Origin of the sequence: Laspinema olomoucense D3b (assembly GCF_025370785.1) — a bacterium.
Classification (GTDB): domain Bacteria; phylum Cyanobacteriota; class Cyanobacteriia; order Cyanobacteriales; family Laspinemataceae; genus Laspinema; species Laspinema olomoucense.
On the sequence record NZ_JAMXFA010000018.1, the window covers coordinates 120,555 to 141,491 of the forward strand.

General features: G+C 48.3%; 14 protein-coding genes. 4 read left to right on the forward strand and 10 right to left on the reverse strand.

All coding sequences use genetic code 11. From position 1 onward, the window contains the following. Positions 1-110: 110 nt before the first annotated feature. Positions 111-2,090 (forward strand): CHASE2 domain-containing protein, encoded by a 1,980-nt coding sequence (locus tag NG792_RS15325; RefSeq protein ID WP_261235945.1) that lies wholly within the window; start codon positions 111-113, stop codon positions 2,088-2,090. A gap of 498 nt (positions 2,091-2,588) precedes the next feature. On the opposite strand, the gene xseA is transcribed toward NG792_RS15325, so the two are convergent. Then, on the reverse strand, positions 2,589-3,821 hold the full coding sequence (gene xseA, locus NG792_RS15330) for an exodeoxyribonuclease VII large subunit (protein WP_261235946.1): 1,233 nt from the start codon (positions 3,819-3,821) through the stop codon (positions 2,589-2,591). Between the two features lie 213 nt (positions 3,822-4,034). Here xseA and recA point away from each other — a divergent pair, with 213 nt between their 5' ends. Continuing rightward, the gene (gene recA, locus NG792_RS15335; RefSeq protein ID WP_261197566.1) at positions 4,035-5,141 is read left to right on the forward strand and encodes a recombinase RecA; all 1,107 of its coding nucleotides are present in this window, start codon (positions 4,035-4,037) and stop codon (positions 5,139-5,141) included. 92 nt (positions 5,142-5,233) lie between these two features. Here the strand turns inward: recA and NG792_RS15340 are convergent, their stop codons facing one another. Next, positions 5,234-6,685 carry a DUF3370 domain-containing protein gene (locus NG792_RS15340; RefSeq protein WP_261235947.1) on the reverse strand — a complete coding sequence of 484 codons (1,452 nt, stop codon included), beginning with the start codon at positions 6,683-6,685 and terminating at the stop codon, positions 5,234-5,236. A gap of 311 nt (positions 6,686-6,996) precedes the next feature. On the opposite strand from NG792_RS15340, the gene NG792_RS15345 reads away from it, so the two are divergent. Beyond that, entirely contained in the window at positions 6,997-7,875 is an 879-nt protein-coding gene (locus NG792_RS15345; RefSeq protein WP_261235948.1) for an MORN repeat-containing protein, read from the forward strand. 91 nt (positions 7,876-7,966) lie between these two features. Here NG792_RS15345 and NG792_RS15350 read toward each other — a convergent pair whose 3' ends face one another. From NG792_RS15350 to NG792_RS15385, 8 genes are all read right to left on the reverse strand, one after another. Then, entirely contained in the window at positions 7,967-8,248 is a 282-nt protein-coding gene (locus NG792_RS15350) for a hypothetical protein (protein ID WP_261235949.1), read from the reverse strand. Between the two features lie 167 nt (positions 8,249-8,415). After that, positions 8,416-9,477, reverse strand: coding sequence for a ribosome small subunit-dependent GTPase A (gene rsgA, locus NG792_RS15355; protein ID WP_261235950.1), 1,062 nt, complete (start codon positions 9,475-9,477; stop codon positions 8,416-8,418). A 395-nt stretch (positions 9,478-9,872) separates the two neighbouring features. Further along, the gene (locus NG792_RS15360; protein ID WP_261235951.1) at positions 9,873-13,010 is read right to left on the reverse strand and encodes an MFS transporter; all 3,138 of its coding nucleotides are present in this window, start codon (positions 13,008-13,010) and stop codon (positions 9,873-9,875) included. Positions 13,011-13,526: 516 nt separating this feature from the next. Next, positions 13,527-14,078, reverse strand: a complete 552-nt coding sequence (locus NG792_RS15365) for a PIN domain-containing protein (RefSeq protein WP_261235952.1) — start codon at positions 14,076-14,078, stop codon at positions 13,527-13,529. A gap of 19 nt (positions 14,079-14,097) precedes the next feature. Then, positions 14,098-15,300 (reverse strand): XRE family transcriptional regulator, encoded by a 1,203-nt coding sequence (locus tag NG792_RS15370; protein ID WP_261235953.1) that lies wholly within the window; start codon positions 15,298-15,300, stop codon positions 14,098-14,100. Continuing rightward, positions 15,293-16,768: a 7-cyano-7-deazaguanine synthase gene (locus NG792_RS15375; protein ID WP_261235954.1), complete on the reverse strand. Its 1,476-nt coding sequence runs from the start codon at positions 16,766-16,768 to the stop codon at positions 15,293-15,295. Before NG792_RS15375 ends, NG792_RS15370 begins: the two co-directional genes overlap by 8 nt. Next, a complete protein-coding gene (locus NG792_RS15380; RefSeq protein ID WP_261235955.1) occupies positions 16,765-17,397 on the reverse strand; it encodes a hypothetical protein in 633 nt (210 codons plus the stop codon). Before NG792_RS15380 ends, NG792_RS15375 begins: the two co-directional genes overlap by 4 nt. A 360-nt stretch (positions 17,398-17,757) precedes the next feature. Then, positions 17,758-19,257 carry a CIA30 family protein gene (locus NG792_RS15385; protein WP_261235956.1) on the reverse strand — a complete coding sequence of 500 codons (1,500 nt, stop codon included), beginning with the start codon at positions 19,255-19,257 and terminating at the stop codon, positions 17,758-17,760. A 293-nt stretch (positions 19,258-19,550) separates the two neighbouring features. On the opposite strand from NG792_RS15385, the gene NG792_RS15390 reads away from it, so the two are divergent. Continuing rightward, complete coding sequence (locus tag NG792_RS15390; protein WP_261235957.1) at positions 19,551-20,843, forward strand: DUF481 domain-containing protein; 1,293 nt, start codon at positions 19,551-19,553, stop codon at positions 20,841-20,843. Positions 20,844-20,937 lie beyond the last annotated feature (94 nt).

Here is a 20,937-nt window from a genome sequence, read left to right on the forward strand (position 1 = left end):
TGAACCCAATTGGCTCATCCTCGGACCCGTTTTCTATCTAATTCGGGTCAATCTAACTTTCCTGTAAAACCTGAATAATTTAGATTTTTTTATCCTCTCTTCCTGCTCTAATGTCTAATCCAAATGTACCCAAAATCCGATTTTTTATCGGACATTCTCCCGAAGTGACGGCAAAAAAAATTAAACAGGTTTTATGGGAATGGCGCGGGGTCTTCATCACCGCCCCTACTGTGGCACTTTTGACCATCGCCTTGCGAAGTTTAGGCGTCTTGCAACTGCTAGAATGGGCCACCCTTGACTTATTTTTTCGGTGGCGTCCCATAGAACCCACCGATTCAAGGATTGTCATTGTTGCCATTAGTGAATCGGATATTCAACGCACTCAAACCTGGCCGATTTCTGATCAAGTCTTAGCGCAATTATTGGAAACCATTAAAAGTCAGCAACCGGCGGCCATTGGACTAGATATTTATCGGGACCTTCCGGTAGAACCCGGTCATGATCGCCTCCTAGAGGTTTTTGCTTCAACGCCGAACTTAATCGGAATTCAAAAAGTAACGGGAGATGCTTATGGGGATTCCGTTGAGCCTCCGGCTCAATTAAGCGAACTGGGACAGGTGGGGGCAGCGGACATTTTATTAGACCAGGATGGCAAAGTTCGGCGAATTTTACTTTCCGTTAAGGATAGAGATGATAAAACAGTTTATAGTTTTGCGGTAAAATTGGCCTTAGAGTATTTAAAACCCCAGGGAATCGGATTTAAAATGCTCGATCGCGAACGGTACAAACTGGGCTTGGGAAAAACCTCTTTCGTCCGCTTAACGGAAAATGATGGCGGTTATGTAGGCGTGGATTCCGGAGGGATTCAAATTTTGTTCAACCCCCGTAATCATCTGTGCCGCAACCGCCTCGAACAGTGCCATGTCTTTGATACAGTGTCCATGAACAGCGTTTTAGAAAATCGCATTCCCCCGGATTTTTTTCGCGATCGCCTGGTCTTAATTGGTTCTACCGCAGCCAGTCTAAAAGATAGATTCTTTACCGCTTATAGTAATAGCTATTTTACCGCTCCATCGGGGGTAGAAATTCATGCAGATGCAGTTACCCAGTTATTGAGCGGGGCGTTAGAGGGAAGACGCTCCATCGCCGTTTGGTCCGATCCGGTTGAGGGATTCTGGATTTTCCTGTGGTCTGGGGTAGGTGCAATATTAGGCTGGAGATTCTTGCGAATTCGCTCCAAAATTATGCTCCTCGCCCTAGTCGGTGGGGGGTCGATTGGCGGAGGCTTTTTAGTCTTTTTAGCTGGGTGGTGGATACCCGTTGTCCCACCCTTGCTGGCCTTAATGGGTTCAGCCGTAGCCATGATAGCTTATACAGCCTATATTGAAAGTGAAAATCGCCAAACCGTGATGAATTTGTTGGGTCAGCACGTTTCCCCAAAAATTGCTCAGGCGGTGTGGAATAGTCGTCATGAATTACTCAAAGAAGGGCAGATTTTAGGGCAACAAATGACCGCAACGGTGCTATTTACCGACCTGCAAGGGTTTACCCGAATTACGGAACAAAGCGACGCCCAAACCTTAATGCTGTGGCTGAATGAGTATATGAAAGCCATGTCAGGGATTGTATTAGACCATGATGGGGTCGTGGATAAATTTATCGGGGATGCCATTATGGCGGTGTTTGGGGTTCCCATTCCCCGGACCCGACCGGATGAAATTGCTGGAGATGCGATCGCCGCTGTGGCTTGTGCAGTCGCAATGGGGAAAAAATTGCGATCGCTCAATCAACAATGGCAAGCTCAAGGCCGTCCCACCGTTGCCATGCGCGTCGGCATCTCCACCGGCCATGTCTTCGCCGGGAGTCTCGGATCTCGCCAACGGTTAAATTATACGGTGTTAGGGGATACGGTCAACATCGCCGCCCGATTGGAAAGTTACGATAAAACCTTAGATGGGGGGATTTGCCGGATTTTAATCGGAGAAGAAACCTATCACTATATTCAGGGACAATTTCCCACCCAATGTATCGGAAGCGTCCAATTAAAAGGACGAGAACAGCGCGTAAATATCTATCAGGTTTTGATGTAGGGGGAGGGAAACATACCGAGTACCGGATCACCTTGTCATACGGAATTCGGTTGTCAAAGGTCTATAAAAACCCGCAGCGTCCAGCCCGGAGGCTACACGGACAAAGCCCGCCTGCGCGGGCTAATACATAAAAGCAACTTTTACGAACCGGATTTGAGATCAGACACCATTAGAAGATCTGCTTCCAGAAACTAATACGGAATTCGTTTGATAAAAGTCGTTATGCGCTTGGTAAAAATGGTTTTTTGATAGCCTGCGTAGGCAGGCTTTGTCCGTGTAGCCTCCGGGCTTCAGCCTGCGGGTTTTTTGGGTATTTTATTTTTTGGAGTTCCCTAATACGGAATTCGTTTGACAAAAGTCGTTATGCGCTTGATAAAAATCGTTTTTTGATAGCCTGCGTAGGCAGGCTTTGTCCGTGTAGCCTCCGGGCTGGACGCTGCGGGTTTTTATAGACCTTTGACAACCGAATTCTATATAATCTGCTGATTGAATAAAATATTACTCCAAAATCTCCGTAATTTGCACCTTCACCTGACCTTGAGCCAGTTGCACGATCGCCTCCTCCCCTGGCACTAACTCCCTACTACTCCGAGCGATCGCCCCATCTTCTTTCTTCAACACTGCATACCCCCGTTGTAACACCTTTTGCGGGTCCAACGTTCCTAATTTTTGCCGTAACAACTCACAACGCTGTTGCGCCCGATCGCCCTGCTGTAACGTCGCTTGCACCAGCCTTTTTTGTAGCCATTGCAGAGATTGCCAGTCTTCTTTAAGCTGTCGTTCTAACGGTAACCGATATAACCGCGATCGCAACTGATTAATCCCTTCTACTTCCTGCGCCATCTGCTCAACCATCGCCCCTTTTACCCGTTCCACCCGGGACCGATGTTCTGCATACAAACTCGCCAATTCCGGCACCACAATTTCAGCCGCAGCAGTGGGAGTGGACGTTCTAACATCTGCCACTAAATCCGCCAGAGATTCATCCCGTTCATGTCCAATTCCCGTAATTACCGGAATCGAACATTCAGCGATCGCCCTCACCACCCGTTCATCATTAAAACAAGCCAAATCCTCCGAAGCGCCCCCACCCCGGGCCAAAATCAGCACCTCAGCGCGATTGTCAGATTCCACCCGGGCGATCGCCGCTGCGATCGAAGCCGGGGCCTGTTCCCCCTGGACCGTTGCCCGAGACAGCAACACCCGCAATCCCGGATAACGCTGATTGAGCGTCCGCTGAATATCGCCCCATGCTGCCGCCTGGGGAGAAGTCACCACCGCGATAATCTGCGGATGAGAAGGTAACCGGCGCTTTCTGTCCGCATCAAATAACCCTTCTGCTTCCAAGCGCGATCGCAACTGGCGGTAGCGCAGGGCCTGCAACCCTTCCCCTGCCGGAAACCCCTGCCACACCGTCAACTGATACTCTCCCCGCTTCGGATACATCCGAATACTGCCTAACACCAAAATTTGCTCCCCCCTGGAAGGCATCTGCACCAATTTTTCAAGCTGCGAACTCCAAACCACACAGCGAATCGTCGCAGTCCCGTCCGGTTCCTGCAACGTGAAAAACAGCCCACTGCGATGGGGATTGGCACTGGAAACCTCCCCCATCACCCAGACTTGGCGCAGTTGAGTATCCAACTCCAACAACTCTTGGATATAGGCGGTTAATCCAGCCACCGATAGGGCCGTATCCGTCAGCATTTGATAAGCGTTTGACTGATTCATGAGCAGTTCTCAGGGGGGTTAAGCAGGGACTAAAGAATAAAAGCTATAATCAGCAAGACTTTTACAGCATTTTGAGCTAGGCGACCACCCGGGGAAGAAGCCACTCCATTTTTAAAACAATTTTAACCTTTGATGCCCCCCCCACAGCCGAAGCTGAAGTAATGTAGAATAGATAGTCAACATACCCAATCTGCAAGTCCCAAAATTAAGATAATGGCTACAGCAAGCACAGCGAATTCTGAAAAAGACAAGGCCCTAAAAGTGGTGCTTTCCCAAATTGAGCGCAGCTTTGGCAAAGGGGCGATTATGCGTCTGGGTGATGCCACCAAGATGAGGGTCGAAACGATTCCATCAGGGGCGCTCACTCTCGATTTAGCCCTGGGTGGCGGGTTGCCAAAAGGCCGCGTTATTGAGATTTATGGACCAGAGAGTGCAGGTAAAACCACCCTGGCACTCCACGCGCTTGCAGAAGTTCAAAAAGCTGGGGGACTAGCTGCTTTTGTGGATGCGGAACACGCCTTAGACCCGAGTTATGCCGCGAAAGTGGGGGTTGATATCGAAAATCTACTCGTGTCTCAACCGGATACGGGAGAAATGGCCCTAGAAATTGCCGACCAATTAGTGCGATCGGCAGCAGTGGACCTGGTGGTGATTGACTCCGTGGCGGCCCTAGTACCTCGGGCAGAAATCGAGGGACAAATGGGCGACCCCACCATCGGGTTACAAGCGCGGTTAATGAGTCATGCCTTGCGGAAGATTACGGGAAATATTGGTAAATCCGGCTGTACGGTGATTTTCCTCAACCAGTTACGCCAAAAAATTGGCGGTTACGGCAACCCGGAAACCACCACCGGGGGAAATGCGCTCAAATTCTACGCTTCGGTGCGTTTGGATATCCGGCGGATTCAAACCTTGAAAAAAGGCACGGAAGAATACGGCATCCGGGCGAAAGTTAAAGTCGCTAAGAATAAAGTCGCGCCGCCCTTCCGGATTGCTGAATTTGATATTTTGTTCGGCAAGGGCATTTCTAATATGGGATGCTTGATTGACCTAGCAGAAGAAACCGGCGTGATTAATCGTAAGGGCGCTTGGTATAGCTACAACGGAGATAATATCGGTCAAGGACGGGACAATTCCCTGAAGTATCTGGAAGAAAATATCCCCATCAGCAACGAAATTGAGAAGAAAGTGCGAGAACAGTTAGAACTCGGCGCGGTAGTTTCTGCCAACTCCGTAGGACGTTCTAATCGGGATGATGACGATGAAATCGATGCCGATGGTTATGAAATCGAGTATGTGGATGAGGAAGATGCGGATTAAATTCGTAAATAATCTATAGCAAGGGAATCAGAAACGGGAGCATCCCGATTTTGTAAATCGGGATGCTCCCGATCGCTTATTCTCCACCTCAATTAATTCGGACTTGCCACCGTTCTCACCGTCAGCACTTGCGGTGGGGTCGCATCGGGAGGATAGAGAAAATCCACCTCAACCAAACGCCGATCGCCCGGTGGTAGAGTCAGGGTCAACAACGGTTCTCCCTGTTGTCCCCGTCGCTGTACCAAATGCAGATAGCGCGTCTGAGTGACACCTTTTTCATCGGGATAGCGCACTCGGATCGTCCCGCGAAAGAACACTTGCCGATCGCGCGGATTGAAGAATAACAGTGCATCCATATCCTCATTTTCCTTCAACGGTGAAGAAAACTCTAACCTCACCGTCTGCGCTCGATCGCTAGAATTGTACAATGGCAAGCTCAAATCGTATTCTATCCCATAATTAGCATGAGCGAAATAGGCCGTATCGGGATACCGTGCCAGCATTGGCGCACTTTGTATCTGCCCCGTTCCCAAAGTAATGCGATGTACCGTACTCAACGCATAGGCAAACGCTTGACCCAGAGGCGGAATTGTGAGAGTTTCCGAATTCGGGTCATCAGTGAGATGCGATCGCCACTGCGACCCCTGCGCCACCCCCGCCACGCGCCCGAACACCACATCGATATTGCTCGGATCCAGAGAAGTCGGCGGCGTATCTCGCGGCCCTGCAAACCCACCATTTTCTAACAATCGCTGCCATTGGGCTAAAGTAGGTGCGCGTTCTTTGCCATCATCCGTCAAGGGCGATCGCATCGCTAAATTTGCCAAATAGACCTCCCCACTACTCGACAACCGCATCATCGTCGATCGCGCATTAGAAGAAGGCACCACCGTTCCCACTGGAATCGGCGCATTAATTAACATCACCGTCCCACCCGGAGGAATCTCCCATTTCGGCGGAAACATTTCCTGTCTGTTTCCCCGCAAAACCGCATTCATTACGCGACTTCCCGGCCCAGAATACACCTTTCCTTCCGCATCTTCTACCATATCCGGTAACTCGATAAATAATGCATCGGGACTGGTTAAATAACTCCCTGCTTGCAACACTTCAATCGTCACCGTTTCTGCGGTGGGATTGTACGCCATCAACCCTTGATAAAAGGTGCGAGTTTCTTCCGGCAATCGCGCCCTAGCAATATGATGGGAAAACACATCAAATCGTCCTTGAAACGCAAAATTTAAGTGTGCATCCGGTACTTGTTTTCCCTCTGTTGGAAAAGTAGACAGTAAAATTCCCGGTGTCAGTACCACCTCGGGACTATTGCTATTAAAAACCGGCACTCGATCCAGTTCTCCCGGTAAAGGGCGCATCTCTTGAACATCCTGCACTTCTTTGGGCGGTAAAGCATCGATCGCCGGGATAGCGTCAAAACTGGGAATCTGTTCCGGTTCGGGCAACACTTGTGATGGAGGTATCGCAGGTGCAGGAGTGGGTACGGCAGTGGTTTGGGCGATAGGAAAGATTAGGAAGAATGGCAGCATGAGTGGTGGTCAAGAGAGGATAATGAGATGCGATCGCGATTCTATCGTTTTTTCACCCTTTTACCCGAACATCGGGGCGACATCGGTATAAGGATTGCTAGTGGATAGGGGTGAGATAAATTTATAGTTGACATCATTCAATGGAGACATTAAGATAGCAAAGCGTAACCGGAGAGTTGACTTGCAAAGGGTTGTTTTAATCGGGGTTAAGGAGAGCATCGGCCAATCCAATCAGAGTTAATTTACAATGCGATAAACGGAGGTTTTTTGGAAAAATGTTGCCATTTGTTTTTCTTAGCCAGACAAAAACAGTGACGACGGATTGGAAAGGGACAGGTTCCCAATGGGCGATCGCCGCAATGGTTGCGGTGGGGGTGAGTGGGATGGCTGCGATCGCACCGACAATCGCTCAAGTTCCCAGCAGTGTTACCCGCACTTACTGTCAGAATAATGGTGGTTCCAGCAGCGAAAATCCTAACGGCATCTGCATTTTTCCCAGTGGAAACTATTACGAGGGCCAACTCACCAATGGTGTCAGGCAGGGAAATGGTACTTTTCTGTTTGCTGATGGTAGCGAATGTTCGGGAACGTTTCGCAACAATTTACTCAACGGTAGAGGCACCTGCAATTTTATTAACGGTAACCGCTACGAAGGGGAATTTCAAAATAGCATCATTCAAGGCAGTGGGGTTTATACCTTTGCCGATAGCACCCAATGTTCCGGTACGTTTGAAAACGGACAATTGAACGGGAAAGGGGTTTGTACCTTTGCCAATGGCAATCGCTACGAAGGCGAGTTTAGAAATAATGTCAGACAGGGAACTGGGGTGTATGCGTTTGCCGATGGTACGCGCTGTCATGGGGAGTTTCGCAATGGACAATTAAACGGTAAAGGAAGTTGTAGTTTTGGCAATGGGAACCGCTACGAAGGGGAATTTAGAAATAACCTGCGCCAGGGAAATGGGGTTTACGTTATGGGTGATGGGACCCGGTGCGAAGGACAATGGGGCGAGGGAAAATTGAATGGGAGAGGGGTCTGTACGTTTGCCAATGGCAATCGGTATGAAGGGGAGTTTAGAAATCACGTTCGACATGGCAAAGGGGTGTTTATTTTTGCCAATGGGACGCGGGTGGAAGGGGTATGGCAGGATGGAGAGTTTCAGGCGAATAATGCGCCGTCGGGGGGGTAAGAGCCACAGATTTCACAGATTTTCACGGAAGAATTGTGGAGACGCGATTGAGGGCGTCTCCGACGTTGGTGTGGGAAAAGAGATCGCCTCCCTATTGCGTGATATGTAGGTTACAGCCCACTGTAATACAAGCAGACAATTGGTGTAATGCTTCTTTTTCCGCTTTGAAAGCTTCAATTATTTTAGTTGTCATTTCCGGTGCAATATTTTCTTCCGGCACTGGAAAAATAAAAGTCATTGATTCCCCTTCTGCCTCCTCTATTTCAACTTCAAATCCCTTGGGTATTATAGCGCGTCTTGCAGCAGTTTGACACGAGGAACCAGGTAGGATAAAATAAAATAAAAGTTTATGTACAAAGAGGGGGCAAATCATGGAAATTAGTGCTCAATTAGACAGTATATCAACGAATTTAATTGATTTAACCGAGTTCATTGACAATCAGAAACCGGGTTTATCCTTTACTAAAGGTTGTTGCATTAGTCGGTTTTAACCGACTTGAGTTATTAGGCGGGGGTTCAAACCCCCGCCGGTTTCTTTTTTTATCCCTTACTCAGTTTCCTGATTTGTTGATGAATCTTTTTCCAGCGTTTCTTCTCCGCTAACTGCGCCGTTTGGTCCTGTTTTCGGGCCAAATAGGCTAACTCGCTTTGCAGCTTTTGATAACTGAAAAATCGTTCAAAATCCAAAGTTCCGTCTGCGATCGCCTCCTGGATGGCACAACCGGGTTCAGTGTCATGTTGACAATCCCGAAATCGGCATTCTTGCGCCAAACTTTCGATATCCGCAAAGGTTTCTGGTAATCCCTCCTGATTGTTCCAAGTTTGAATTTCCCGCATTCCTGGGGTATCAATCAGCAGGGCACCGGAGGGTAAAATCATCAATTCTCGATGGGTGGTGGTATGCCGTCCCCGACTATCAGTTTGGCGCACTTGCTGCACTTTTTGAGTGGCAGTTCCGAGTAATTGATTGGTGAGGGTGGATTTGCCGACCCCGGAGGACCCGAGTAAGGCAACGGTGTTTCCCGGTTGCAGGTAGGGAGTTAAGGCATTTAACCCGACTCCGGCGATCGCACTCAGGGGAATAATCGGCACTCCCATCGCCACTGCTTCGACTTCAGCAATGTCGTCTTCCAGGCGATCGCACAAATCCGCCTTATTCAACACAATTGCTGGTTTTGCACCGCTTTCCCAAGCTAAAATCAGATACCGTTCGATGCGCCGCAGATTAAAATCTCGGTCCAATCCGGACATTAAGAGGACCGTATCAATATTAGTCGCGACAAGTTGTTCGCGGGTTTTGACTCCCGTCCCTTTCCGGGAAAACTTAGTTTTTCGGGGCAAAATAGCCTGAATTATTGCTTTATTTTCCCCCTCGCGCAATCCCATCGCTACCCAATCTCCCACTGCGGGAAAATCGTTTTCACTGGTGGCGTGATAGCGCATTTTTCCGGTAATGTCGGCTAAGAGTTCTCCACCTTCGGAGTAAATGACATAGATATGTTTATGGGCGATCGCCACCCGTCCCGGGAGATAGCCTTGTTCCCGATAGGGTGCAAATGATTCGTTAAAAAATGGAGTCCAACCCAGTTGTTCTAGGTTCATGGATGAGAGTTCCTCGATTTGTCTGGTGTGTCGATTCCCAGGCATCCCGAGAAACCCGCAGTGAGGTTTCCAATAGAAAATTCATTCTCAAAGTCTCTCGGTTAATGCCCAGTCATGGGTTTGCATAATTGTTGAGTAGAAATGCAGACTAACTCCGACATAGGTTTCCTCCCGATTCGTTCATTGATGGGTGAATCATCTCTCTTCTTTTTGGGTTGGAGAGACTATCATTTTTCTATTTAACTCTAAAAGTAAGCCGATGTCAATAGGGGATTTTAGGGTAATTTTAAGGTAAAAAAAAGCCCCTTAAAAAAGAGGCTTTTTTCTATATAGCGCGTCCAAATCCTATACTGCCGATATAAAAGACAGTAGGGATGCGTCAGTCGGGAACTGGATTACAGAACCCGAGAAGTCAGAAGCACCCCCAGGGCACCGGCACCAGCAGCAGCAATCCCGGAAACCAACGCGGTGAAGAACAACCACCAAGCGGCAACTTCTGCGGCTTTGCGGGTTTCTTCCACTTGGCGTTCGGCTTCGTGCTTGATCTGTTCGATGCGGCGTTGGGTTTCCAACTGCATCCGTTCAGCACGACGTAGTATATTATTGCGAACCCCTTCGATTTGACTCACCATTCGGTTGGCATCCGCTTCGGAGATATCTTCCCGAGAACTAATCACGGCGATCAGGGTATCGCGATCAAACTGACTGAGGCGATCGCGCAAGGCGTCAAATCCAGCTTGCGGATCATCAAACAAGGTCCGAATATCACCCTTGAGACCTTCGTAGTTAAGTTCCGGACGATCCAACGAGTTGAGATAGTTGCGAATTTTGGCAAAAATCCCATCTACAATGCCTTTGATCCGGTCTTGAACATTCTGCACCTGTTGCATAAATTGGTCGCGAACCGACATAATTCGACCCACAATTTCCTTGGCTTCTTGTGGCGAGATATCAGAACGTTGTGCCAACAATGCCTCAATCGTTGTGCGATCAATATGGGCGAGGCGATGTCCGAGATTCTTGGCACCCAGACGGGGATCTGCAATCATTAATTGCAAGTCACGCTTGATGCCGTCGGGGTTCAGTTCGACCTTACCTGTATTCCGCAAGTAATCTTCAAACGTTTGTTCAAACTCAACCGCTTGTTGTTTCACCCGAGTCGCCAGTCGGCGCGGTGCACGGAGGACCTTGCGAATGTTTTGCTGTAATTCGTCAATAATCCGGTTAACATCCTCTTCGTTCAAGTCTTTCCGTTGGGACAGCAATTGGACCAGCGTATCGCGGTCCATTTGAGAGAGGCGATCGCGAATGGCGATCGCACCGGCTTGAGGATTATTGAGGAGTGTTTGCAAATCCCGCTGAATGCCTTCCGGGTTGAGTTCTTCTTTCCCAGTGTTTCGCAGGTACTCGGAAATCGCAGAAGTCGCCTGATCGTACTGTTCCTTCGCTTGAGCCACCACCTGTTGGGGAGCATGGGAAACATTGTACCAAGTATGTTCTACTCGGTCTACGATCTCGTTCACTTCATCTTCATTCAACTCTTGCCGTTGTGAGAGCAACTTCACCAATGTATCGCGGTCAAAGTGCGATAACCGCGTCCGCAGCGCTGCGAAACCGGCTTGAGGGTTATCCAGTAATTTACCCAGATCCCGCTTGATTCCTTCGGGATTGAGTTCTTCTTTACCCGTGTTTCGCAGATAATCCTGGACATGGTTCCACTGGAGATCCACATTAGCTTGGGCCGCTTCTTGGAGTCCTTTGGACTCTTCTAAAACGAGATCCCGGGTTTGTTCCAACGCAAGCAGCATTTCCGCCGCTTCATCCCGAGTGAGATCATTGCGATCGCGCATGGTTTCAATCATCATCGCCCGGTCAAGGTGCGCCAAGCGATCGCTCATTTCCCGATAATCTACCGTCGAATCGGAAATCAATTTCTTGAAATCCCGTTCAATATCCGAAGGTTTCAGACTTTCCTTGGGACTATGGCGCAAGTAGCGTTCCACCCGGTTGCGCAGATCCTGCGCTTTTTGCTCTTCCTCCGCCCGAGTCACCGTGTACAACACCTGCAACCGCACCGCCTCCAGGTGACTCGCAATTTCTTGAATCCGGCTTTGGGTAAACACCCCCCGAGAAGCCAGCATATCGACAAAATTACCGCGCCGGAAGCGTTCCAACTCTTGACGAATCAGTCCCGGATCAGCTTCAGGATCAAACAGCACGTCCCGGAACTCCCGATCAATCGTCTCCGGTGTCATCTCCCAGGAATACTTATTGAAAACGTAATTTTCAATATCTGCTCGCAAGGCACTGTAAGGTTCCGTCGGTTGACCCTGAATTTGCCGAGTGACTTTATCAGTTCCCTCGGTCACTTTGTGTTTCGCTTCCTGTAACTGAGACAGGATTTTTTCCAAATCGAAATCGGATACATCCGTCCGTCCCATCAGCATCCCCAAGGCTGTATTAAATGCCAGGGTCATCCCCTGCTGCATCATCCCGGGTTGTTGATTTCCCTTGTTTTGTTTGTTCTGACCCTGATTGGCGATCGCATCAATCAGGCGATCGAGCTTACCATCGAAGCGCTCAGAAATTAAATCCGCCGGTGAAGCCTCCTTAATATAATTCACCAATTCCCCCATCCAATCTTTCTGGGGTTGCAATTTTTGCTTGGTTTGATTCCAGGATGCTTCCAACTCATCCACAATGCGATTGATATCCCGCTTTGATAAATCCGTGCGTGAACTCACCAGAGAGACCAAAGACTCCCGGTCCACATCCGGCAGAGTTCCTTGGGTCGCCAATTCATGCAATTGGGGTTCATTTAGCAAATTTTCAAATTCTTGTCGGATCCCTTTCAGGTCCAACTGTGCCGGTTTTAAAGCCTGAATGTAATCTTCTAAATTTTCGCGAATATCCTGGGGATCAAAAGCTTGACCGAGTTCGCGTCGCACTGCTGCTGCTGCCGCTTCCGCCGTTGCCACCACCTGATTAGAGGCCGCTTTTGCACCCAAAGCGCTTGTGGCGGTTCCTAAAATCGACTGAAAGCCAGAAGTAGCCGCATTAACCACCGAACCCACTAACGAGCCCACGGTGGTAGAACTGACCCAGACCAAGATCGAGAAATAGGTGGCCCAAATCACCAATCCCACAATCGCGCCTAACCCCACACTGACCATTAGGCTGAGTTTAACCGCCAGTAATGCAGCGCAAAATAAAGCAATACTGACCGTGACCAAAGTCCAGATACCAACTGCCTTTTCTACTTTACGAATCGTAACACCTAGGGTATCTCCAGAGTCAGAATGTGAGTCTGACGACCGGGAATTATTACCCATGTAAGAAATACCAGCAGCAACCGAAAGATTTGTTAATAAAAGTTGAAAACCAAAGGCTAAGAGGACCCCAGAAACTAAAGCTGCAAAAAATTGGGGTCCTGAAAATAAAACGGAAGACTGTTCTGGTGTGGGGACCAACGGTGCCACCGGCACTTGCGCCAGTCCGCCCAACTCTATCATCCTTTGTACAATTTGAAACATGGTAGCTACCTCGAACGTAGTAAATAAAATTGACTCCCACAATTCGATGAATGGGGTGAGCCACTGAGGATGAAGTCTTTTTAAGTTTTTTTTTTGACACCTCCTTTAGACAGCATTGTTCTATACCCGAGTAAAAACATCCCCCTGAAGGCGGATTTATCAAAAATACTTCTGCTCACCTGATATTTCCGTTCCCACATTTGGCACGTCAAAATAACTCTGAAGACGTACATAGGACTGCAAACTCGGCTTTGTGGGGCCGCTCAGTCTTGTATCACCCCAATTACAACAGCAGAAGAGCGACTAACGTACCTGCATGAGTGGCATTGTCAGGGTCTGTTGAGATCAAGATTAAGATACTTTGTATAAAATTTCTGTTTCAATTTTGCACCCGTTGTAATACACATAGAGTTTGTAGAAACCCTTGGATCTGAGGTTATCTATTTATTTTAAGTCATGCCTTTGCGCCGATTAACTGCAAGACTCTTCTCCCATCAAAGGCGCAACGGATCGCTGTTAAACTGAAAGACTCTTCTCCCACCAAACGCGCAGCGGATCACTTTTGGGTGGCAAGTATCTTCCTTTGAACCGAATTGCATTCAAGGTTTCCCGGAGTGCGGAGGCATCCAAAGCAGTTTTCTCAGACCAATGCTTGATAAATTGTAAAGTTGAGAATATCTGAAGGTGCGATGCTTCTCGTTTGATCAAGTCGATCGCCTTTTTGTCATCCGTGGCGATCGCCCACCCTCGGTGCAAGGCGATCGCGCAAGTTGCCGACTCCCCATCATCCAGAAGCGCTGCATAATTGACAAACAATTCTGCTTCAGCTTCTGACTCAAAATCCACAATGATCACAAGACCCTGGATAATCGCTTGCTCAAACTGGATTGCAGCTTCATTCTCCACTTCATCAAGGATCTGAAGTGTTTTCAACTCCTTGTCTTTCACTAGCTGGGTCACAGCAACTTGAGCCGGGATAGACTGCAATACTGCCCGTAAATGACCGGAAGCAGCCAAGTTGATTAGGCAACAAGCATCAAGAATAAGGTGGGAGTGAGAAATCATCATGATGTAACCTCACTCTTCATCAGTCTTGTAGCTGGCGGAGATCGACATGAGTCGATTCTTCCACCATCCCGCTGGAGTAGTCCCGCAACAGTTCAGCAATCCGCCGTGCCTCTAGGCGATCAACGTCCAGGAACTCCGCAAAGCGCCCTTCCGTAATCAGACCTTGATCTAATGCCTCGATCGCCAAGTGTTGATAGTGAATCGGAGCCATATCAGTCCGTTGTGGAATTGGTTCTAACCCCAGTTCTTGTTGTACCTCTCTAACTTTCAATCCGCGATATTGCAATCGTTCCCACGTTCCAGAAGGCAAAAGATCCATTTCCTCCAAGCGATGCACCAACGCTTCCACAGACACCCCATAATAGTGCGCCAACGTAAATAAATGGGTTGTGCTAAACTTTTGATTCACACGGCACATATCATTAAACCGTAGCAACAAACCACTCGTTGGCATCAAGAAATATTTGGCGAACGCTTCAGCCAGTCGCTCACTCTCTGGCATCCGCTTGTATTGGTCTGCAATCAAGTCCAGGACAGCCTTACGTCGATGAGCGAGAAAATGAAGATATCCGTGGGCTAGGGACCAACGCCGCCGTTCTTCTGGGTGGTTGGCATTAATTGCCATAGAACCCCCAACTTGCTCATTGTAACTGTAAATTTCTGAATAATTTCCGGGCATTTTTAGGTAAAAGATCCGCAGTCCTACACTCTGTTCTAAAATGTCTCGCAGCATGGGAATTGGGCCATCTCCCAGCCCGAGTCGTTGACGTTCTTGAAGGGCGATCGCCTCTGCCCTCCGCTCGATTGGCATCCCGCTTACCTCATACTCCCGAGGATAGTTCCGGGGGAGGGGTGCCTCCATCATCTGTTCCAGTTCTAGGTAATGCTCACATAACCCTTGCCAACGCAAAATTACCGGGTCAATTTGCTCCCGTTCTACTTCGTGACCCCGATAGACAGCGCGAAACTGAACCGCAAACGGTTCAATCACAGGACGTGGACGCACAAAATCACTCACCGAGCGTCCGTAAGCGCGAGCCAGCTTAATCAGTTCAGTCGCCTTTATACGGCGCTCTCCCTTCTCAATGGCCACCATCGTCGTGCGTGCCGCATCAATCACTTTTGCTGCATCCGCTTGGGTCATACCGCATTGAGTCCGTGCCTGTTGCAGCATCTCCCCCAACCCCTGCATATCAATATTGTCAAGGACGTTGTTAGTCATAGCGTTGTCTCTCCACTTTGTAGAGTGACTTTTTGTGTGATATCTGTTGTTTGTTGTCTGTATCCAAGAGATCCCCTGCAACCAAGGCTTCTACAATATCCCATTCAGAAACGTAAGTCCAGTAGAGCCGAATCAGACGGCTTTGCATATTTACAGGAGATAGACCTTCTACCTCAGAAGCGCGATCCACGATATCATCTAATTCTGGGAATTTTCGCCTCAGGGCTTCCCACCGAATTTCAATTTCATTAGAGGTACTGAGTAAGCGGCGAAAGGTAGACAACTGCGCGAGCATATGACGAAACATTAAACTGGGGTCTTCTGATGGGCGCTCTCCATGAGGTAGGATATAGCGACTCTTGTCTTCTATTTTTGCGGCAGCAAGCGCCTGTTTCCTTAAAATGCAAGAGGAACAGTATCCACACTGAGTGGGTTGCTCTGGCTTACGGTGTGGGCTGTCGCATGATATGGTTAGGGAAGCTAAGTCACTTTTTCCATCTGTAGCTAGAGCTTGACACATTTCAGCTTTAGTGGAGAAGAGAAATGGGTTTTTTACCTGAAACTTTTCTCCAAAAAGCTCTGAAACGACTTCACTGACCATCAGCAGCGTCAAAGGGTGAACAGAGCGGGAATGATCCAGTCCCACAGCAGATGCACGGTAAGGAAGGTTGATTGCACCGATTCCATTTTCATACACAGACAAAATTCGACGACCCAGGAGGTATGCACAAGCAGCACCCAGCAGGGTAAATACCACCCCTCGCGCACGGGTAATCTTGTTTTTGGGAACCTCACGGCTATCGTTCAAGCGGATGGGGGCGAGGACTAGATGGCAACGGTTTGGAAAAATAGATTGAACCTTTTTAGCCACTTGTTTCTGACGAGCATAGGTACTATCGTTGCTGCCACTCCCGAACAACACGAACGGCCTTTCTGGATACATTTTCATACGAGTGTACAAACCTGCAAGAGCATCAAGACCACCACTCCATAATGCTACCTCGCATCCTTCAGGAACCATTGGCAAAATCTGCTGGCGCTCAACTATTCGTCCTGAGACAGTTCGTTTTTGGAACTCAAAAGCCCATTCGCTACCTGTGGTCCATTCCAGCAAGTCTTCTAGCTTTGACCGAAATGGTTCCGCACTCAGTAATTCTGGATGACGCACTGGCAGCACAATATGAAGGTGGCGAGACTTTTCGCTAAGATTCTGCGGTGCAAGACGGTCTGAAGCATGAATGGCAACAGCGAGGTCAACCAGATCGGCAACAATGGCTGGAAACTCTGCCTGAACCCGGTACTGAAATTCCTGATCAACAATATTGAGGCCAACCGTTAGCTCCTTGCCAATAGAGCGATTGAGGAACTGCACCGACCCATTATGGTTTAAGATAGGTCCAAAGCGCAAAGTGTACTCGCGGCGATCGCACTCATCTGGTTTGTTAATACTCGAAGATGCGTCATTCATAGCAAGTTGTCATCCAGGTCTAATTCTTCGAGCTTCCGGCGTGGGGGTCGCTTCAGCTTGGCAACGTTGTGATAGGGATCTGCATTGGCCTGTTTCCCCCATTTATCAAAGACAGGACTTAGTTCTGGATCCAGTGCCTTGACTCTTATCATAAGAGTTGCGGTGTCAATGCCAGCATAGTGCTCACGGGTCAGTGGAATGCGCTCTTTAAAATTTGACCTGTAGAGTTCACGAATATATTGCACGACAGTAACTTCTGCTAATGCGTCAGTATCCGTTCTTCGACCATAACGGAAATCATGAAGGATAACCTTACTGGCACGAAGGATAAGCTCCTTAATGTCATGCGGACATGAGGTCTGTCGTGCTAAATGTTTCAACTGGTCACTCACAGCGCCCCAATTCCTAGAGCCATTTTTATTAAAATTTTCCATAGCTTCTTTCAAGATCTCCCCCATGCGCTTGGCGAGGACGATGGGAGCAGCACCTTTTTTCTGGATATCTTTCCTCATCGCGAGTTCAACCATCCACGCGCATTCCTCCGGGTCAGCTTTCCCTTCACAAAGCATTTTATAGACCTTTTGATAAGGCAACGACAGCTTATCGTGAACAATATCTCCATCAGCCATAGTCGAACCTCTAACACCTGGAGCTAACTTGTCCCATCAATCTAGCGCATAAGTCTGACAATGACAACTTTTAAGAAAAAATTTTTACCACAAATGTCAGGTTTTGGAGTAACAAGTCAGGCGAGTAGGGTCCCAAGACAAAAGGATAACTCTTGAATTGAGGGGGCAGGAATGAGAGCATAAGAAAAGAAGTAGGGGAGAAGAAACCAGATGTCCTCACCTCCCCTCATTACTGCTCCTGTGGCATAAATTGTTAAAAGTAAGCTGGTTGTGCTCTTTACGGAGGCCCTAGACAAAATCTGTTTGCTTACCTGTATCACAAGAGTAGGACAAGGCAGTGCCTTGTCCCAACCGTAAAATTTAGCTAACCGCTTGGCGATCGCGCTTCAACCTCGCAAATAACCCGCGCCAGTCCCCTGCCGGACTTCCTGCTGGGTCGGCTTTCACCTCAAAGGTCATGTTACAAGCTTCCGGGAGTTCTAACGCCTGCACACACAACTCGGCGATATCCTCTCGGCTCACTTTTCCCTTGATATTATCCCCTTGCTCAAAGATTAACCCCTCGCCCCCCTGTTCTTCCGTGAGCGCACAAGGGCGGATAATCGTATAAGGTAAGCCACTGGCGCGAATTGCCTGCTCACCCCGTAATTTCCAGGTTAAAATTCCCCCCAGTTGCTCATTCATTCTCACCGCTGGCGGTTCTGACTCTAAGTCTAACCCCGGACGCCCCGGACGAGTCACCCCCGCCGAACTCACCTGAATAAACCGGGGTAAGGTTGGACCTCCATACGCTTTCAGGGATTGAATTTGCAATTGAAACGGTCCGGGGGTAAATTTGGGATTCAACTCACCATCGTACTCAAACTTACTCAGCATGATTTGTACCGAGCGAATTTGAGTAGCATCTAAAGGCGGGCAATCTTTTAAGGTTTTAGCGCGAAAAACCGGGATAAATTCGGAAAATGGAATGCGAACGGTAAATTCTATATTAGAAACCGTATCAAAGGAATAGCAGTAGGAAATGCTATCCCATTTGGGATCCGTACGGAGGATAAATTTATACCGATTACCATCACCTTTGACTCGGATATCAATCCCTTGATAGGTGGAAAAATTCAACGGGGGTTCAAAATTGCGAGTGCGAATGGAGACAAAACCACCGGAATTTGAGGTAGAAACATTCCCCGAAAACAAAGCCGTTGCATTAACCAGGCGGACGTTACTTTCGCTGACTCCACCCATGACGATATCATCTAGGGCACCCCAAATCTCTTTGAGGTTGTCCGTGGGTTTGCTGAAATCAAAGATAACTTTTTCATGGGGTGCACCCACTGTAGCGAGTTGACGACGGGTGGCATCGACCAAATTTTGAATGCCGCGATATTCCACTTGTTCGGGTACATCCACCACTTCTGGGGTATAAAATTTGATTCCTTGATAATATTTTTCTCGGGTTGGGGTATCGCCTTCGACGGGTTGTACCCGAGTCCCGATACAGGAAATGACAGCGGTGACATCTTCCAAGAGGCGATCGCTCAAACTGTCAGCAAGGGTAATATCTGCATCCACCAGATCCACTCCGGTCCCCAGCATTTCTCGTCCCTGCTTGAGATCTCGGACTAACCCTCTAACAGAGTAACCCCGCTGTTGGAGTTTCTGCACCACCCGCTTACCGACGCCTCCGGTAGCACCAGCAACGAGAATGACTCCTGGTTTTTCCGGTGTGCTGATGGTACTTTTCCCGCCACTGAGAAGATTTCTGATCCAGGAAATATTCCCCAAAAAGGGGACCGCTCCAAAATAGGAGAGGGTTTTCCAGAACCTGCCTGCATCCCATTTAGGGCGTTTTTGTTCAGTCATGGTGATTTTTCTCCAGTCCATTAAAAGTTACTCTCTAGTGGTAACAAATATTTGCGGATAGGGTGGGGGTGGGTTGCCGCACCGATCGCCTCCCGGGTTGCTCTCTTTTTATCCGGTTCTGTTCTGGCTGAAATTGTAAATACTTTCCATCAGAGAATTTACAATTTGGATAATCTGATTTCCACGTTCAGGATATAATTTTTCTGAATAGCGGTTTCTAAACCAAACGACCGGGTAAAAATGCTCCAATGATGATGACGGTGAGGAAGTTAAAGGGTTCAATTGTATTAGTTTTGATAGGTGTTTTTCTAGCGGAGTTAACGGGAAGTTTACCGGCGGCTGCGCAAACCCCGAGTACATTTTTTCATCCCAACCCAGAGACAGGGATAAAAAGCCAGATAAATCCTAGCCAAGTTGGGGAGAAAAGGCCAGTTTTAAACCTGAACCAACCTATTCACAATATTGCTCAGTCAAATTTGCAAATTTTAGAAGAGGCATTAGGGGTCGTTAATACCCTGGAAGAACCCGAAGCTAAGGCGCAGTTATTAACTCAAATTGCCCTAAAATATGCGGTGATCGCCCAGGAAGAACGCGCCCAAACTCTCTTGGCTGATGCCTTAATCGCCGCCAATGATATTGAAGAAGATTCGGCGCGGGTTCGGGTCCAAACTGCGATCGCAATGGCCTATTTTAGGCTGGGACAACCGGCAACGGCTACAGACTTGCTCTCGGAGGCATTAGCAACCGCAAATCGCCTAGAGGATCCCCAGGTCAAATCTAGCTTACTCGCACAGATTGCCCTCACATACAACGCCATCGGACTCGGCGATCGCTCCTTAGCAATTTTATCCGAAAGTCGTGACATTGCCCTTGGCACTCAATCAGAAGAATCCCCCTCCCTCTTTCCCTTTGAACCCAGCGGGTGGGAAGGTCAAGTGGAACTAGGTGCTTCCTTCTTTTCCGGTGCCAAAATTACCAGTGAAACCGCCTTTAACTTCGCCTTAGAACGCCAATGGCCCACGGATGAAGTAGATTTTCAAATTAGTTTCATTAATGACTATGATGATAGTCGGGTTTCTCCGGAGGAAGATAATCAAATCCAGGGTCAAATTGATGCAGAATATCGCCATCATGCCACGGAACGCTATCAATATTTTATCAGTTCCTTAGTCCGTCGGGATGAAACCGATGGGATTGATATTCGGACAAATTTATATACAGGGCCAGGGATTAACATCTGGAGAGCAGGACCCGATCGCTCCTTTGATATGCAGTTGGGTCTAGGAATTCGTTATGAAGACTCCAACCGCCGTCAGGATGATTTGGACTTTCCCGTCGCTCAGTATCGGATGCGCTATAAAGATGTTTATTTTGATTTTCTCTCCCTGCGTCAATTTGTAACCTTTGAGCTGCCCTTTGATGATTTTGATGACTATTATATGGAATCTTCTACTACCTTAGGAATTCCTATCGTTCACGGATGGTCGTTTAATAACACATTGATTTTGAGATATGCTAATAACCCCTCTCTGGATAATCCCAATTTACGGCTTGATTTCCTCACCGGAATTGAGTATCAATTTTAGGGAATGATGAGGTGGATGGGGAGATGGGGGAGATAGGGGAGATGGGGGAGATAGGGGAGATAGGGGAGATAGGGGAGATAGGGGAGATAGGGGA